Below are 17,033 nucleotides of genomic sequence, written 5' to 3'. Positions count from 1 at the left end.
GGACTATACATGTCAGTTGATACGAGCCTAAGATTTGATAAGGACTACGTAACCGGTTTTTCAAACAGCAGACAGGAACCCGCTTGGCTGCAGGAACTTCGTTTGCAAGCATTGGAATTAGCTCAAGAGCTTCCAATGCCTAAACCGGACAAAACTAAGATTGATAAATGGAACTTTACAGAATTTAAACATGAAGCAACTGGCACTCCTGTTGCGTTCAATGAACTTCCTGAAGATGTTAAGGCATTGATCGGTTCTGAAGAAGAAGCGAAAAATGTTCTTGTCATTCATAATGGAACACCTGTTTATTTTGCACTTGAAGATTCCGTAAAGGATCAAGGTGTTATTTATACAGATCTTCTAACAGCTGCAAAAGAGCATGAAGATTTAGTGAAAAAGTACTTCATGAAAGCTGTAGCGGTGGATGAGAACCGTTTACCAGCACTTCATGCAGCACTATTCGTTAATGGAGCTTTTCTTTATGTTCCAAAAAACGTTGAACTTTCTGCTCCAATTCAAGCAGTGTATTATCAAGATGATGAAGCAGCAATCTTCAACCACGTTATCGTTGCTGCAGAAGATAACAGTTCAGTAACGTATGTAGAAAACTACTTATCAACGAATGAATCTTCAGAATCTGTTGCTAACATCATTTCTGAAGTATACGCTGGCAGCGGAGCAAAAGTCGTTTACGGTGCTGTGGATAACCTTGCAAAAGGAATGACAACATACGTGAACCGCAGAGGTCGCGCTGAAAAAGATGCACGCATCGAGTGGGCGCTTGGTCAGTTTAACGATGGAAATACAGTTTCTGACAACACGACACACTTGATCGGTGATGGATCGTTCGCAGATACGAAGACGGTAACGATTGGTCGCGGTGATCAAAAACAAAACTTCGTTGCGCAAATTTTTAACCATGGAAAACATTCCGAAGGTTATCTCCTGACTCACGGGGTAATGAAAGATAGTGCGAGCTCTATTTTTAACGGTATTACAAAAATTGAGCACGGTGCTACAAAGTCTCATGGTGAGCAAACAGAACGTGTTCTTATGTTAAGTGAAAAAGCACGAGGTGATGCAAACCCGATTCTTTTAATCGATGAAGATGATGTTACAGCTGGTCATGCTGCATCAGTGGGAAGAATCGATCCTCTTCAAATGTTCTATTTGATGAGCCGTGGAATTCCAAAAGCTGAAGCTGAACGTTTAATCATTCATGGATTCTTAGCACCAGTAGTTAGTCAGATGCCTTTAGAATCTGTTAAAAATCGTTTAGTAGAGGTTATTGAAAGGAAAGTGCGCTAATGAGTGCAAACGAATGGAGAAAGCTGTTTCCTATCCTGGACCAGGAAGTTAACGGCAAACCTCTCGTTTACCTTGATAGTGCAGCCACTTCACAAAAACCGATACAAGTTATTGAAGCTTTAGATAAGTATTATAAAGAGTACAACTCGAATGTTCACCGTGGTGTTCATACACTTGGAACTCGTGCTACAGATGGTTATGAAGGAGCACGTGAAAAGGTACGCCGTTTTATAGGGGCAAAATCCACTCAGGAGATTATCTTTACACGTGGTACAACAACAGCGATCAATACGGTAGCAAGAAGCTATGGGATGGCTAACCTTTCTGAAGGTGATGAAATTGTGATCACTCCTATGGAGCATCACAGCAACATTATTCCTTGGCAGCAAGTGGCGAAAATCACTGGTGCAACGCTTAAGTACATTCCTTTACAGCCTGATGGCACGATTGATCTTGTAGATGTTGAAAATACAGTTACAGAGCATACTAAGATCGTCTCAGTTATGCAGGTATCGAACGTATTAGGAACAATCAATCCTATTAAAGAGATCGCAGCGATTGCTCATAAAAACGGAGCAGTTATGGTCGTGGATGGTGCCCAAAGTGCCCCGCACATGAAAGTCGATGTTCAAGATCTTGATTGTGATTTCTATGCCTTTTCTGCACATAAAATGTGTGGTCCAACAGGCATTGGTGTCCTTTATGGGAAAAAAGCGCTTCTTAACAAAATGGAACCTGTTGAGTTCGGCGGAGAAATGATTGATTTTGTCGGACTACAGGAATCTACTTGGAAAGAGCTGCCTTGGAAGTTTGAAGGTGGTACACCGATCATCGCAGGAGCGATCGGCCTAGGTGCTGCGATTGATTTCTTAGAAGAAGTAGGTCTTGACAATGTGTTAAAACATGAACATGTACTTGCTGAATATGCGATGGAGCGTCTTTCTGAGTTAGAGGGTGTTACGATCTTTGGTCCTAAAGAACGAGCAGGACTCGTAACGTTCAACTTAGATGATGTTCATCCGCATGATGTAGCTACTGTTCTAGATTCTGAGGGTATTGCTGTTCGTGCAGGTCATCACTGTGCACAGCCTCTCATGAAGTGGTTAGATGTTACAGCAACAGCACGTGCTAGCTTTTACCTGTATAACACTGAAGATGACATCGATGCTTTTCTTAAAGGCTTAACAACAGCAAAGGAGTATTTCGGTCATGTCTTCTAATTTAGATCAGCTATATCGACAAGTTATCATGGATCATTACAAAAACCCGCGCAACAAAGGGGTAATTGAAGATAATGCTCTGACGATTAATATGAACAACCCAACATGCGGCGACCGCATCCAGCTTACTTTAAAAGTGGAAGATGGAAAGATCGAATCTGCAAAGTTTGATGGTGAAGGGTGTTCGATCAGTTTAGCGTCAGCTTCTATGATGACACAGGCTGTTAAAGGCCTTCCAGTCGAAGATGCTGTAAAGCTTGCAAAGATTTTTTATGATATGATGTTAGGGAACGACTATGATGATGAATCCTATGATTTAGGTGACATCGAAGCTCTTTCTGGCGTTTCCAAATTTCCTGCTCGTATCAAATGTGCCACACTAGCGTGGAAAGCGATGGAGCAAGGAGTAGGAAAGCCTGAGGAAGAGGAAGAATAAGTTCCTTTTGATAATGAGTAATAGAGTGCCAATCCAGTAAGGAGGGATTCTGTAATGGCTAAGAAAATGCCGGATATCGGCGAATATAAATATGGTTTTAGAGATAAAGACGTTTCCATTTTCAGATCGAAGCGTGGGTTAACAAAAGAGATCGTTGAAGAGATCTCACGCATGAAGAACGAGCCTGAATGGATGCTTGAATTCCGTTTGAAGTCATTAGAGCAGTTCTATAAAATGCCAATGCCACAATGGGGCGGAGACATGAAGGACTTAAACTTTGATGATATTACGTATTACGTAAAGCCATCTGAGAAATCTGAGAAGTCTTGGGATGAAGTGCCTGCTGAAATTAAAGCGACTTTTGACAAGCTTGGAATTCCAGAAGCTGAACAGAAATACCTTGCAGGTGTATCTGCTCAGTACGAATCAGAGGTTGTATATCACAACATGAAAGAAGACCTTTCTGACTTAGGTATTCTTTTCACAGATACGGATACGGCTTTAAAAGAGCACGAAGAGATCTTCCGTGAGCATTTTGGAACAATCATTCCGCCATCTGATAATAAGTTCTCAGCACTTAACTCTGCAGTATGGTCTGGTGGATCTTTCATTTACGTACCAAAAGGCGTTAAATGTGATACTCCGCTTCAAGCATACTTCCGAATCAACTCTGAAAACATGGGTCAGTTCGAACGTACGCTTATCATTGCAGATGAAGACAGCTCTGTACACTACGTAGAAGGATGTACTGCACCAGTTTATTCTACAAACTCACTTCATAGTGCGGTTGTAGAGATCATCGTTAAAAAGAACGCATATTGCCGTTACACAACGATTCAAAACTGGGCAAACAACATCTACAACCTTGTTACAAAGCGTGCTGTTGCTGAAGAGAACGCAACGATGGAATGGGTAGATGGAAACATCGGATCTCGTCTAACGATGAAATATCCGGCTGTTATCATGAAAGGCCGTGGTGCGAAAGGTACAATCCTTTCTATCGCTATCGCTGGTAAAGGACAGCACCAAGATGCAGGAGCAAAAGTATTGCACCTTGCACCAGATTGTTCTTCTACAATCGTTTCCAAGTCGATCTCAAAGCACGGCGGTAAAGTAACATACCGTGGTATTGCTCACTTCGGACGTAAATCTGATGGGTCTAAATCCAACATCAAGTGTGATACGCTGATTATGGATAACCAATCCACATCAGATACGATTCCGTACAATGAGATTCTTAACAACAACATCACACTAGAGCATGAAGCAACTGTATCCAAGGTTTCTGAAGATCAGTTGTTCTACCTCATGAGCCGTGGTGTATCTGAGCAAGAAGCAACGGAAATGATTGTAATGGGCTTCATCGAGCCATTTACGAAAGAACTTCCAATGGAATATGCAGTAGAGATGAACCGTCTGATCAAGTTCGAGATGGAAGGCTCTATCGGTTAATAAAGAAAAGCCTTGGTGTAGATACACCGAGGCTTTTTTGTGTTTATATGCTCATTAGTGAGTTATTTTTTAATCTTTTTAAAACCGAACTTCTCAAATGTTTTTAAAGTTCCTTCTTTTTGCAGATAATTATAGAACTGTTCTGCTTCTTTCTTATGAGAAGTATCTTTTATTATTCCCACTGGATAGATGATAGGTGAATGAGTATCTTCTTTAGCATCAGCAGCGATTTTTACTTTAGAAGAAATCATTGCATCCGTCTTATAGACGATACCTGCATCCACATTATTCGTTTCTACATATGTAAGAACTTGACGAACGTCTTTGGCATAAACGATCTTCTGTTCAACTTCTTCTAGAAGGTTTAATCTTTCTAAAGTTTCCACTGCGTATTTTCCTGCTGGAACAGTCTCAGGGGTACCGATAGCCATTTTCTTTACTTTAGGCAAATCTTCAAATTCCTTTATATTTTGTGTTGAATCTTTCCTAACAACTAAGACAAGCTCGTTTCCAACAAGATCTGTTCCTTGATTCTTTTCAATAAGTCCTTCTTTAACAAGCTGATCAAATTTATCTTCTGCTGCTGAAAAGAAAAGGTCAACGGGTGCACCGTTAGAGATTTGCTGTTTGAGAGCACCAGAGCCTCCAAAATTATATGTGATGCTGATATTTGGATGTTCTTTTTCATATTGAGTCGCAATTTTATTTAATACATCTTGCAAACTGGCTGCTGCCGAAATCGTCAAATCTACATGATCTTTATTGGATGTATTGTCGGCTAATTTCGATGCTTCATTTTTTGAGCAAGCAGACAAAAGTGCTACAAACAAGCATATTAGAAGTAAGATTACGAAGTATTTCTTCATCATTTCTCTCCTTACTTATTCTGTTTTCGTTATATAGAAAAAAGACGCCCGAATGGACGTCTTTTTTGCGTATATTGCGGCGAGAGACAGCACTCCACATAGTGCATTGCCAATAAAGGCGCGTCAATCTCGTCTTATGCAATTAGCTCATCGCAAAATTAGTATACCATCTCTTTGCTTTAATGAGAAGAAGATATTTTGAGACTTCAAATGTTTCGCTTTTTTATAGACGAAAAAGATATAATGCAATCAACAATAATTTTAAAGAAGGAGCATACATGATGAACGAGATTATAGAAACGATATTAGCTCATCGATCGATTCGAAAGTTTAAGAACAAGCCATTAGATGAAGAAACCGTTGAAACACTTGTACAATGTGCTCAAGCAGCATCCACATCAAGTTATCAACAAGTTTGTACGATTATAGGGGTAGAGGACCGGGAAAAGAAAGAAAAACTAGCTGAGCTTGCTGGTAATCAATCTTATGTTGCAGACAATGGATATTTCTTTGTCTTTTGTATGGATTATAATCGACATAAAGTCGCTGCAGACCTAAAGGGGATTGATATTCATGAAACGATTCAATCCACAGAAGCGTTTATCGTAGGAACTGTGGATGCGGCGCTTGCTGCACAAAACGTATCTGTAGCTGCAGAGTCTTTAGGACTTGGTATTGTGTATATAGGGGGAATTCGTAATAAACTACAAGAAGTTTCAGCGTTGTTGGATTGCCCTGACCATGTACTTCCGTTGTTTGGTGTTGCGGTTGGATATCCTGACGCTGAGCCTGGGAAAAAGCCGCGTTTGCCAATGTCAGCTGTTTTTCATAAAGATCAATATCAAAGTTCAGAGCAAACACGGGCTCTCCTTAACCAGTATGAAAAAGAAACAGCAGCGTACTACACAGAAAGAACAGGCGGAAAACGTACAGACGGTTGGGTCACTCAGATTACAACGTCCATGGCGACTCCTAAACGAACGTATATGAAAGAGTTTGTCCGATCAAAAGGATTAAATAAATTGTAACTCACAGGCAGGTGACTTCAAAAAATGATAAAAATCGGTGTAACAGGCTGGGGAGATCATGATTCACTTTATCCAGATGGTACTTCTGCAAGAGAAAAGCTTGCTGTTTATAGCGGCCACTTTCCTGTTGTAGAAGTTGATTCTTCTTTTTACGCGGTACAGCCTGTTAAAAACTATGAAAAATGGGTAGCATCTACACCAAAGGATTTTTCATTTGTTGTAAAGGCTTATCAAGGTATGACGGGACACTCAAGAGGCAAGCTGCCTTTTGATTCTGTTAAAGAAATGTATGAGGCGTTCATAGAGTCTATTCAACCTGTCATCTCATCAGGCAAGCTTGAGATGGTATTGTTTCAGTATCCTCCTTGGTTTGATTGTAAGAAAGACAACGTTCAGATGTTGCGCTATGCAAAAGAAATGATGGGCGACATTCCGGTAGCTCTTGAGTTTCGTAATCAAACTTGGTTCAGTGATGAAATGAAGGAGAAGACGTTACACTTTATCCAGCAAGAGAATTGGATTCATACGGTCTGTGATGAACCTCAAGCAGGACAAGGCTCTATTCCAATCGTTATGCATACTACACCGGAAAAGACACTTCTTCGGATGCATGGCCGAAACGTGTATGGCTGGAACAACCAAGGTCAGCCGAATTGGAGAGAAGTTCGTTATCTTTATCGTTATAATGAGGCAGAGCTTCAAGAATGGAGGGAGCGAATACAACAGCTTGCTTCAGAAACAAAAGATCTGACCATTCTATTTAACAATAATTCAGGTGGAGATGCTGCTGATAATGCTAAGCAGATGATTGAACTTCTAGATATACAATATGACTTTTTGGCACCAAGGCAGTTGGATTTGTTTTGAGTTTTCCTTATATTACAAATCCATTTCAAAAAGAAGGAAACGATTCATTTTTCTCTATAGACTGATATACTAATAGGGTGAATTATATAACGTGAACTTGATGAAGAAAGTGGGGATCACTTTGAATTTCAAAAAATTGATTCAGATGATGTACTGCTTACAGATTGCCTTTATCATCAGTGGCGTTTACTTGCTATGTGTCTACATATATATCAATGATTCGAAACGCATACAGTTCTTATCCTTAGTCTTATGCATTAATCTAATATCATTAAAAATTACAAGAGATCGCTTTAAAGTATAAAGTGAACACCCTCTGCCATTTGGTAGAGGGTGTTGTCGTTTTATTGCAAATGTCGATATATTTCATTTTTCGCCGATAAATTTAAAAAGTTGCCGATATAAATGATTTTCTGCCGATATATTTCGTTTCTTGCCGATAAATGCTCTAGATCATTTTTAAAAGTGCTTTTCGCCCTTGCATACCAACTTCAATACCTTTTTCTTTTGCTTCAAAAGTAATAGATTCTAAAGGTGCATCCAACAGCTGTTCGATCGTCCTTACTCCAACAGCACGTCCTGCGATAATTTTACGGTCTGCTAACTTTTCGTTCAAAAGAGCGACGTCTAGTGCTCCACACATGATATATCCATTGTCGTTGAATACAGCCATAAAATTCGTTTTTGGCAAACGAAGGGTGACAGCGGTAAACGGATGTCCTTCGATTAAGATCGGGTTCATCTCTAACATGCTTCCACTCCTTTCTTCACTATTAATTTTATGTGTATAGAAGGGAAAAAGTGTTAGGTGTTGAAGCTATTTTTATGACTTTTCGTATGATACGATTAAAAGAAAAATAGGAGGCGATGAGGGATGAAACAATATCTGGATTTTCTTCAAGATATTCTACATAACGGTACAAAAAAAGAAGATCGGACAGGCACGGGGACCGTTTCGGTGTTCGGTCGTCAGATGAGGTTCGACCTACAGAAAGGCTTTCCACTTGTTACGACAAAAAAGCTACATGTAAAATCGATTATTCATGAATTACTTTGGTTCTTAAAAGGTGACACAAACATTGCTTATTTAAAAGAAAACGGTGTGCGAATTTGGGATGAGTGGGCAGATGATAAAGGAAACCTTGGTCCTGTTTATGGACATCAATGGCGCTCATGGTCTACCCCGAACGGTGAGACGATCGATCAAATCTCAAACGTAATCGAAGACATTAAGAAGAATCCAGATTCAAGAAGATTGATCGTCACTGCATGGAATCCTTCTGATATACCAAATATGGCGTTGCCACCATGTCATTTATTGTTTCAATTCTATGTTGCGGATGGAAAACTCTCCTGCCAGCTCTATCAGCGCTCAGCTGACAGTTTCTTAGGGGTGCCTTTTAATATTGCTTCATATGCTTTGCTAACGATGATGGTGGCTCAAGTGACAGGACTTAAACCAGGAGAGTTCGTTCACACTGTAGGGGACGCGCACATTTACACGAATCATCTTGAACAAGTAGAGCTGCAGCTCACTCGCGAGCCAAAGCCTCTTCCTAAGATGAAGATTAATCCGAACGTAACGAGTATTTTTGATTTCACTTACGATGACTTTGAGCTTGTAGACTATGAGGCGCATCCACACATTAAAGGCGTGGTGAGCGTATGATCTCGTTTGTTGTAGCGATGGATGAAAATCGCGCGATCGGTAAAGACAATGATCTTCCGTGGTACTTGCCTAACGATCTCAAGCATTTTAAAAACGTAACGATGGGAAAACCGATCGTAATGGGTCGTAAAACGTATGAATCCATCGGAAAGCCTTTGCCAGGTCGAGAGAATATCGTGGTAACAAGAGATAAGCAGTATCAAGCAGAAGGAACGACGATCGTTCATTCTGTTGACGAAGTGATACAGAAAGAAACAGAAGAATTATGTGTGATAGGTGGGACTGAAATCTTTAAACTGTTTATGCCTGTTGCAGATCGCTTGTATGTCACAGAGATTCACCATACCTTTGACGCAGATACGTATTTTCCCGAGATTAATCGTGATGAATGGCGTGAGGTCTCTCGTAAGCCGGGAATCGTAGATGAAAAGAACAAATATCCACACGATTTTGTCGTGTACGAAAAAAATTAAAACCATAAAGTTTGAATGAGCCCCCCTCTTGTCTGCATACATATGTATATGTAGATAAAGGGGGGTTACCTTTTGCTTAAGCGTAGAAAAATGAAACTTCGAAAAGGGCCACTTCCATTCCGGTTTGTACTGTTGATCTCATTTATTCTGTTTACTTTTATAACGATTCAAGGGCTATGGCTTGTAAACAAAGGAATCGAGCCAACACTTATGTTGATTGCGCAAAAGAAAACAGAAGAAATCGCCGCACTTGCAATAAGTGAAGCGATCGACAATGAAATTTTAGGACCTTCAGAAATGAATGACATCATTGAATATAAGACGGATACAGAGGGGAATGTCGTATTTGCTGGGATAAATCAGAGTGTAGTTAACCAGGTTGCCAACCAATCACAAAAGGTAGTTCAAAAGTATTTGAAGGAAATTGAAGAAGGAAAAGCACACGAAGTAATCACCAATGACGAGTTAGGGATTACAGCTTATAAGAATGAACCGGGTGTTATTATGGAAATACCGCTCGGGCAAGCAACGAGAAATTCTCTACTAGCTAACTTAGGACCAAAAATCCCTATCAAATTTATGTTGATTGGTGAAGCGAACACCGATATTGAAGAGAAAATAGAGAATTCAGGAATCAACAATACGTGGATCAATATTGATATCGTAGTTACAGTTAAAACAAGAATCGTTATTCCTTTCGCGACAGAAACGACAGTCGTAAAACGACCGATTAAAATAACTGCCCAGTTTATTAAAGGAGAAGTGCCGGTCTATTATAATCAATCTGGAGATCCGATTCAGCCTACAGTACCTATTACACCAGATTTAAAAGAAAAGGAGTCTCATGATGAATTAGAGCCATCTGAAGATAGTTCAACAGAAGAAGTGAGTGAGGAACAAGCAGCAGAATGATGTTATTTCCTACATTTAACAAAACCTATATAGGTTGACCAATCATCCTATTTTGTTATAATTGTAATTGAATTTAAAATTTTATATGTCTTTAAGCCTATCACCGATGGGGTAGAGGAGCGGATTTTATAAGTACTTTTTCAGAGAGTGACGTCTGTGAAGAAAAAGGAAAGGAACTTCCGCCGAAGCAAAAGATAACCGTCTGTTCACTTTTGCTGGGTTTACACTAAACAAGTGTAAAACTGTCACTGCTTGGGAATTAAAAGCAGTGGAGGACTACTGATCGATGAGGAAAACCATAAATTACTAAAGTGATTGATAGCAGGTTATTTCCTTGTCTATTGATCGCTTTTTATTTTGTCCTTTTTTCCTCAACGTCCTGTAAGAACTCCTCAATATCGATGGCTAAATGAAAAGAAGGAGGAACATCATGGAATTTGAGAATTCGATTTATTCATTAATACCACCCTTATTGGCAATCTTAATGGTTGTATTAACGCGAAGAGTGTTAGTCTCATTAGGAGCTGGGATCCTAGCGGGAGCATTATTGCTTCATGATTTTAATATTGTAGCAACATTAAAAGAAATTGGTACGATTGTGAAAGGGCATTTTATTTCAGACGGTGCATTAAATGAGTGGAATGTTTATATTCTTCTGTTCTTATTAATCTTAGGAATGATGACGAGCATAATCTCTTTAGCAGGTGGAAGCAGAGCTTTTGGTGAGTGGGCCATTTCTAGAGTGAAAACAAGAAGAGGTGCACAGCTTTTAACAGTTGTGTTCGGACTCGTCATTTTTATTGATGACTATTTTAATTCGTTGGCTGTCGGAAATGTAAGTAGACCAATCACTGACCGACACCGCATATCACGTGCGAAACTGGCATATTATCTTGATTCAACTGCGGCACCAGTATGTGTGATCTCGCCTGTTTCAAGTTGGGGAGCGTACATCATCGGTATTATCGGAACGATTTTTGCTACACATGAGATCACGAATATGTCTGCGTTTAGTGCATTTATTCAAATGATTCCAATGAATTTTTATGCAGTTTTTGCACTGATTCTTGTGTTTATCGTTGCGTATTTCCAGCTGGATTTCGGACCAATGAAAAAACATGAAGAAACAGCTCTTGCTACGGGAGAGGTGATTGCTCCAGATAAAAAGGCAGCAATAGGAGAAGGCATTAAGCTTGAAGAAAGTGACAAAGGAAAAGTGGGAGACCTTGTTTGGCCAATCGTCATTTTAATTGTTTCAACGGTTGGATTCATGATCTATACAGGTATTCAAAATGTGAAGGGGCTTGAAGAACCAACGGCTATCACACTTTTATCAATCTTTGAGAATACAGATGTACCAAAATCATTAGTATATGGTGGTCTGTTTGGTTTAGCTTCTGCTATATTGTTCTTCCTTCCGAAGAAGATGGGTGCTGTATCATTAGGAAAAGGACTGGGACGCGGTATTCAGTCTATGATCGGTGCTGTAACAATCTTGCTTTTTGCTTGGACGATCATCTCGATCATTGATAGCTTGGGAACAGGAACGTATTTAGCTGGTTTAGTAGATCAGCATATGAACTTAGCTTACCTGCCATTTGTTCTTTTTGTACTGTCAGGGTTAATGGCTTTTGCGACAGGAACTTCGTGGGGAACGTTTGGTGTCATGCTTCCGATCGCAGCAGAAATTTCAGCATCAACGAATATTGAGTTAATGCTTCCAGTTCTTGCTGCAGTACTAGCGGGTTCTGTTTTTGGCGACCACTGTTCTCCAATATCAGATACTACAATCCTTTCTTCCACAGGAGCAGGCAGTCATCACATTGATCACGTGATGACCCAGCTTCCATATAGCCTAGTGGCTGCTGGAGTGTCTGCCGTCGGTTATCTTGCGCTCGGATTAACAGAGAGTGTTTGGATGGGCCTTCTATCATCTGCTGTAATATTTATCTTAGCGCTTTTTATCATTAAAAAAGCAACTAGTAAAAATAGCATTAGTGATCAATCCCTAAAGGCTTAATTTTTGAAAGTGTCTGGTAGTTAACCAGGCACTTTTTCTTATATTTATACGACTTTTTCCCCCTTATTCCGACAAAATAACTAAAAACATTTTGACAGGTTTTCATGTTTTGTAATATACTGAACACAGAATTATCAGAAAAAAGTAATAATTGTAAACTTTTCGACTTCATAAAAAGGGGGATACAACAATGGAAAATAGGCAGCAATGGGGAAGCCGCTATGGGTTTATATTAGCAGCGGTCGGCTCAGCTATCGGCTTAGGCAATATCTGGAGATTTCCAGCGGTTGCTTATGAGAACGGTGGAGGAGCATTCTTCATCCCATATCTAATAGCACTTTTAACGGCAGGGATTCCCTTACTGATCCTAGAATTTACGTTAGGTCATAAGTACCGTGGATCTGCTCCACTTTCTTATTTCCGTCTTCATAAAAAAGCGGAGTGGTTAGGATGGTGGCAAGTATTTGTAGCGTTTGTTATTTCCACTTATTATGCTGTAATCATCGCTTGGGCGATTAAGTATTCTATTTACTCTTTAAACTTAACTTGGGGAGACAAGCCTTCTGATTTCTTTTACGGTGAAGTTCTTCAATTAAGCAAGACACCTGGTGACATGGGTGGTATCGTACCAGGCATTTTAATCGCACTTCTAATCGTGTGGGTCGTTACGCTTCTTGTTCTTTATAAAGGTGTATCAAAAGGAATCGAGCGTTTTAACAAAATCTTTATTCCAGCTTTAGTCATTATGTTTACGTTAATTGTTATTCGTGCCGTAACACTCGATGGTGCAGCTCAAGGTTTGAACACATTCTTCACACCTGATTGGAGCATGATGAATAATGGTAAGGTGTGGGTAGCAGCTTACGGTCAGATTTTCTTCTCACTATCGATCGCATTTGCAATTATGGTAACGTACTCAAGCTATCTGCCTAAGAAATCAGATATTAACAATAATGCATTTATTACAGGATTCGCAAACTCAGGATTTGAACTACTTGCAGGGATTGGTGTATTTGCCGCTTTAGGATTCATGGCAATGCAACAGGGTCTGCCAGTTGATGAAGTTGTAAAAGGTGGAATCGGACTAGCATTTGAAGTATTCCCAGCAATTATTAACGAGTTCCCAGGCGGTAATGCCTTCTTTGGAACAATCTTCTTCTTAACCCTTGTATTCGCTGGTATGACATCGTTGATCTCGATCGTTGAAACGTATGTGGCAGCACTACAAGATAAATTTGGAATCTCAAGAACGAAAGCCGTACTGATGGGCGGAGGAGTAGCATCTGTTATCTCATTACTCTTCGCTACAAAAGGCGGATTGTACATGCTAGATATCGTAGATTACTTCATCAATAACTTCGGAATCACGTTAGCAGGTCTTGTAGAAGTAGTTATTGTTGCTTGGTTCGTAAGACAATTGGCTGGACTTCAAAACCATGCAAACGCCATCTCTGACTTACGAACAGGATTATGGTGGAAGGTTTGTCTCGGCGTCATCACACCAATCCTACTGGGTTACATGATGTTTGATAACATTAAACAAAACGTTGCAGAAAACTATGGAGGCTACCCTACAGAACTGATCCTAACGTATGGTGTAGCAGTAGCGGTTGGCGTTATCGTACTCGGCATCGTACTCGGTCTAGTGAAGTGGAAATCTGAAGTGGTAGTAGAGAAAAAGGAGGTCAGCTAATATGACAGGCAGTGCGATTACAATGATGGTGATTGGCATGGTTATTCTATGGGGCGGCCTCCTCGCAAGTATTGCAAACGTGGTTCGCGTATCAAGAAAAAAATAAAGGATGAGGCTGGTTCTTCAGTTGAAGAATCAGCTTTTTTCTTATGATGGCGCTCGTAAATCAGAGCAGGGCTCTAGAAATACGAGCGCCATATGAAAAAAGAAGCCCTCAAGCTTCTTTTTCCAACTTATCCATCATTCATCATTATCTACGCCTGTTGCTAATACGCTCCTGACGTTCCCAAGCTTTTAAATATGGGTAAGGATCGAATGCCCATTCCGTATATCCGTTGTCACGGTACATGCCAAAGTGCAAATGAGGAGGGAATTTTCCTGAAGTTCCAGGAGGACCGTAACCTGAACTGCCCACATACCCAAGCACCGTTCCGGGTTCTACGATCGTCCCTTTTTCAATTGCTTTATTGAAACTCCCTAGATGGGCGTAATAATGATACACATTATTGATATCGCGAACACCGATTCTCCATCCGCCAAATCGATTCCATCCTTTAATCTCAACAATTCCATAAGATACTGCCTTTACCGGAACTCCGTAATCTGCAAAGATATCTGTGCCTTCATGAATACGTAGTCCGCCAAAGCCGCGTCTGTCACCCCAAGTGCTTCGGTAGCTATAGTTTGATCTTAATGGAACGATAAAACTGTGTTTGTCTAGAGAAACAGTTCCATAGGTCTCATAGATTTTTGCGTTTTCCATAATAATATCTACGGCTTTATCACGCTGGTAATAGCTCCAGAGACCGATTCTGAAATTTTCTATATCGTGCCCATGCTTTTGGATGATCTCACTGAATGTATATAGAATGTCTTCATCGTTGTTTCGATCAGCAATTCCGTCGTTGTTCCCGTCTTTTCCGATACCGCCAAACATGGATATTCGTTCAGGGTTCGTATCGTCCATGGTAGGGTTAATCGGTCCTGACCATTGTAGGGGGGAAAAGTAAATGCCAACCAACCCTTTTCGGGCAGGTAGATCTCTTCTCGCTTTTCTTACGCTTCTTTCATATTGGTCTACACCTGCAAAGTAGTGCCATGGAATGAGAGTGACGGACTCCATTTTTTTATAGAGGCTGAGCCTTTCCACATCTTCTTTCGTAAATCGCTCTGCGGCCGTGCTCCTGCTTTCTGGAAGAAAGGTTATTAGAAGGGCTGTCAGAGTGAGGAACAGGACTGAAAATTTCCTCATGCGTCCCAATCCACTCCTTTCTTTCATTTATCTATAGTTTGTTGAAGTTAAGAAAAAACATGAAGGAAAAATGTTGGAAAAAACTCTTGTTTGGAATTTTACCCTGTCGTATGGTAGAGTATTGATGGGACAATAATGTTTAAGTAGAAACTAAAATACGAACGTTCATTATACGAAAGACCAAGAAAATCTGGGGTGATGATGATGGCAAAGAAAGAAGAATATGTACGTAAACCCGAGTGGTTAAAAATAAAGCTAAACACGAATGAAAATTATAAAGAACTTAAAAAAATGATGCGTGAGAAAAAGCTACATACGGTATGTGAAGAAGCAAAATGTCCAAACATTCATGAATGTTGGGCTGTTCGAAAAACAGCTACTTTCATGATTCTTGGAGATATCTGTACACGTGCTTGCCGTTTTTGTGCCGTTAAAACAGGTTTACCGACTGAGCTTGATCTACAAGAGCCAGAACGTGTTGCAGAATCTGTTGAGCAAATGGGCCTAAAGCACGTTGTAATCACAGCGGTAGCGCGCGATGACTTAAAAGATGGTGGAGCTCATGTTTTTGCTGAAACCGTTCGTGCTGTTCGCGCTCGTAATCCATTCTGTTCTATTGAAGTCCTTCCATCTGATATGTTAGGTGATTTTGATGCATTGAAAACATTGATGGACGCAAAACCAGATATTATGAACCACAATATTGAAACGGTGAGACGTCTTTCTCCGAGAGTTCGTGCACGTGCTACGTATGACAGAACGATGGAGTTCTTGCGTCGTGCAAAAGAAATGAATGCTAACATCCCTACCAAATCCAGTCTAATGATCGGATTAGGTGAAACGTGGGATGAAATTGTAGAAACGATGGATGACCTTCGTGCAAATAACGTAGATATCATGACGATCGGTCAATATCTACAACCTACTAAGAAACATTTAAAAGTACAAAAATACTATACTCCAGATGAATTTAAAGAACTCCGTGATATCGCGTTCTCTAAAGGATTCAAGCATTGTGAGTCAGGACCTCTTGTACGTTCTTCTTACCATGCTGATGAGCAAGTAAACGCAGCAGCACAAAACAGTTAAATATAAAAAAGCCAGAAGCAACGATCTGCTTCTGGTTTTTTATTTGCCTTCCATTTCACTACGCATATTGTTCGTTTCGCCGTTCATCTCACCATTTTCATTTTCCCCATAGTTCCACTTCTTGCCTTGAGGCGCTTTTTTCATTTGTTGGATTAACGTGTCCATGATGCCTTCGATCTGTTCTGTATCATTGTTTAATGATTGATATTGTTCGATCTTATCGATCATTCCTTTTTCATCAGATACGTAGACGTGATAATATCTCGGTACGACAGAGAAACCAGTCATCTTTACTTGATCAGCAGCTGCGTTTCGGTCTTTGTTTGTTGTTTTGTAGCCGATCAGTACCTCTTCATCCGTTACTAATGTACCGACATCTTTAATCTCAGGCAATTGAAGGACCATGTCAGAAATCATATCGGCAAGCTTTTGACGATTTAAGTACGGAACCGCATTACCTGTTTTTACTTTGTCCCCCGACATATGACGCATATATCCAAAGTCCCCATAGTTCATGTTGTTGCCAATTCGATTCTCATCTTTTACATTGGTTTTAGAAAATTTATATTCTTGTCCCATCTTCTTTTGATCACCGCCGCCGCATCCAACGAGCATCAGGCTGATCAATAAGAACGTTCCTAATTTTTTCACTGGTGTTTCACCTCCTTATTCTATAGAGTGCCTTAAATGGGAAGATCTTTACGAAGAAATTGTTGGCTGAAACGAGCACAAGCATGGTAAAATAAGT

Annotated in this window: 17 protein-coding genes and 1 riboswitch; of the genes, 13 read left to right on the top strand and 4 right to left on the bottom strand. The window is 40.2% G+C overall.

Annotated features, from left to right (window positions below):
• Nucleotides 1-9: 9 nt before the first annotated feature.
• The 4 genes from sufD to sufB are packed head-to-tail and all read left to right on the top strand — an operon-like array spanning nucleotide 10 to nucleotide 4,416.
• Nucleotides 10-1,308 (top strand): Fe-S cluster assembly protein SufD, encoded by a 1,299-nt coding sequence (sufD, locus tag P4V41_RS01685; RefSeq protein ID WP_328083121.1) that lies wholly within the window; start codon nucleotides 10-12, stop codon nucleotides 1,306-1,308.
• Entirely contained in the window at nucleotides 1,308-2,528 is a 1,221-nt protein-coding gene (locus P4V41_RS01680; protein WP_328083120.1) for a cysteine desulfurase, read from the top strand. The genes sufD and P4V41_RS01680 overlap by 1 nt, the downstream gene beginning before the upstream one ends.
• The gene (sufU, locus tag P4V41_RS01675; protein WP_197221980.1) at nucleotides 2,518-2,964 is read left to right on the top strand and encodes a Fe-S cluster assembly sulfur transfer protein SufU; all 447 of its coding nucleotides are present in this window, start codon (nucleotides 2,518-2,520) and stop codon (nucleotides 2,962-2,964) included. Before P4V41_RS01680 ends, sufU begins: the two co-directional genes overlap by 11 nt.
• A 54-nt stretch (nucleotides 2,965-3,018) precedes the next feature.
• Nucleotides 3,019-4,416 (top strand): Fe-S cluster assembly protein SufB, encoded by a 1,398-nt coding sequence (gene sufB / locus P4V41_RS01670; protein ID WP_066397332.1) that lies wholly within the window; start codon nucleotides 3,019-3,021, stop codon nucleotides 4,414-4,416.
• 62 nt (nucleotides 4,417-4,478) lie between these two features.
• On the opposite strand, the gene modA is transcribed toward sufB, so the two are convergent.
• The gene (gene modA / locus P4V41_RS01665; protein WP_419181276.1) at nucleotides 4,479-5,282 is read right to left on the bottom strand and encodes a molybdate ABC transporter substrate-binding protein; all 804 of its coding nucleotides are present in this window, start codon (nucleotides 5,280-5,282) and stop codon (nucleotides 4,479-4,481) included.
• 281 nt (nucleotides 5,283-5,563) lie between these two features.
• Between modA and nfsA the strand changes: the two genes are divergently transcribed.
• On the top strand, nucleotides 5,564-6,310 hold the full coding sequence (gene nfsA, locus P4V41_RS01660) for an oxygen-insensitive NADPH nitroreductase (RefSeq protein ID WP_328083118.1): 747 nt from the start codon (nucleotides 5,564-5,566) through the stop codon (nucleotides 6,308-6,310).
• 24 nt (nucleotides 6,311-6,334) lie between these two features.
• Entirely contained in the window at nucleotides 6,335-7,177 is an 843-nt protein-coding gene (locus P4V41_RS01655) for a DUF72 domain-containing protein (protein WP_328083117.1), read from the top strand.
• 448 nt (nucleotides 7,178-7,625) lie between these two features.
• On the opposite strand, the gene P4V41_RS01650 is transcribed toward P4V41_RS01655, so the two are convergent.
• Nucleotides 7,626-7,928: a YunC family protein gene (locus P4V41_RS01650; RefSeq protein ID WP_328083116.1), complete on the bottom strand. Its 303-nt coding sequence runs from the start codon at nucleotides 7,926-7,928 to the stop codon at nucleotides 7,626-7,628.
• Between the two features lie 123 nt (nucleotides 7,929-8,051).
• On the opposite strand from P4V41_RS01650, the gene P4V41_RS01645 reads away from it, so the two are divergent.
• The 6 genes from P4V41_RS01645 (at nucleotide 8,052) to P4V41_RS01620 (ending at nucleotide 14,050) form a co-directional block, all read left to right on the top strand.
• The gene (locus P4V41_RS01645; protein ID WP_328083115.1) at nucleotides 8,052-8,846 is read left to right on the top strand and encodes a thymidylate synthase; all 795 of its coding nucleotides are present in this window, start codon (nucleotides 8,052-8,054) and stop codon (nucleotides 8,844-8,846) included.
• Nucleotides 8,843-9,319 carry a dihydrofolate reductase gene (locus P4V41_RS01640; protein ID WP_328083114.1) on the top strand — a complete coding sequence of 159 codons (477 nt, stop codon included), beginning with the start codon at nucleotides 8,843-8,845 and terminating at the stop codon, nucleotides 9,317-9,319. The genes P4V41_RS01645 and P4V41_RS01640 overlap by 4 nt, the downstream gene beginning before the upstream one ends.
• Nucleotides 9,320-9,391: 72 nt before the next feature.
• A complete protein-coding gene (gene yunB, locus P4V41_RS01635; RefSeq protein WP_328083113.1) occupies nucleotides 9,392-10,231 on the top strand; it encodes a sporulation protein YunB in 840 nt (279 codons plus the stop codon).
• A 104-nt stretch (nucleotides 10,232-10,335) separates the two neighbouring features.
• A riboswitch (Lysine riboswitch) is annotated at nucleotides 10,336-10,518 on the top strand.
• Between the two features lie 143 nt (nucleotides 10,519-10,661).
• Nucleotides 10,662-12,251: a Na+/H+ antiporter NhaC family protein gene (locus tag P4V41_RS01630; RefSeq protein WP_328083112.1), complete on the top strand. Its 1,590-nt coding sequence runs from the start codon at nucleotides 10,662-10,664 to the stop codon at nucleotides 12,249-12,251.
• A gap of 190 nt (nucleotides 12,252-12,441) precedes the next feature.
• Nucleotides 12,442-13,944: a sodium-dependent transporter gene (locus P4V41_RS01625; protein ID WP_328083111.1), complete on the top strand. Its 1,503-nt coding sequence runs from the start codon at nucleotides 12,442-12,444 to the stop codon at nucleotides 13,942-13,944.
• A gap of 1 nt (nucleotide 13,945) precedes the next feature.
• Nucleotides 13,946-14,050, top strand: a complete 105-nt coding sequence (locus P4V41_RS01620) for a methionine/alanine import family NSS transporter small subunit (protein WP_137791787.1) — start codon at nucleotides 13,946-13,948, stop codon at nucleotides 14,048-14,050.
• A 144-nt stretch (nucleotides 14,051-14,194) separates the two neighbouring features.
• Here P4V41_RS01620 and P4V41_RS01615 read toward each other — a convergent pair whose 3' ends face one another.
• A complete protein-coding gene (locus tag P4V41_RS01615; protein ID WP_328083110.1) occupies nucleotides 14,195-15,196 on the bottom strand; it encodes a M23 family metallopeptidase in 1,002 nt (333 codons plus the stop codon).
• Between the two features lie 204 nt (nucleotides 15,197-15,400).
• Between P4V41_RS01615 and lipA the strand changes: the two genes are divergently transcribed.
• Entirely contained in the window at nucleotides 15,401-16,285 is an 885-nt protein-coding gene (lipA, locus tag P4V41_RS01610; RefSeq protein ID WP_197132073.1) for a lipoyl synthase, read from the top strand.
• 39 nt (nucleotides 16,286-16,324) lie between these two features.
• Here the strand turns inward: lipA and P4V41_RS01605 are convergent, their stop codons facing one another.
• The gene (locus tag P4V41_RS01605) at nucleotides 16,325-16,936 is read right to left on the bottom strand and encodes a YhcN/YlaJ family sporulation lipoprotein (RefSeq protein WP_328083109.1); all 612 of its coding nucleotides are present in this window, start codon (nucleotides 16,934-16,936) and stop codon (nucleotides 16,325-16,327) included.
• Nucleotides 16,937-17,033 lie beyond the last annotated feature (97 nt).

Source organism: Fictibacillus nanhaiensis (assembly GCF_036213205.1).
In the GTDB taxonomy this organism is placed as follows: domain Bacteria; phylum Bacillota; class Bacilli; order Bacillales; family Fictibacillaceae; genus Fictibacillus; species Fictibacillus nanhaiensis_E.
This window is presented reverse-complemented; position numbering and strand designations above follow the sequence as displayed.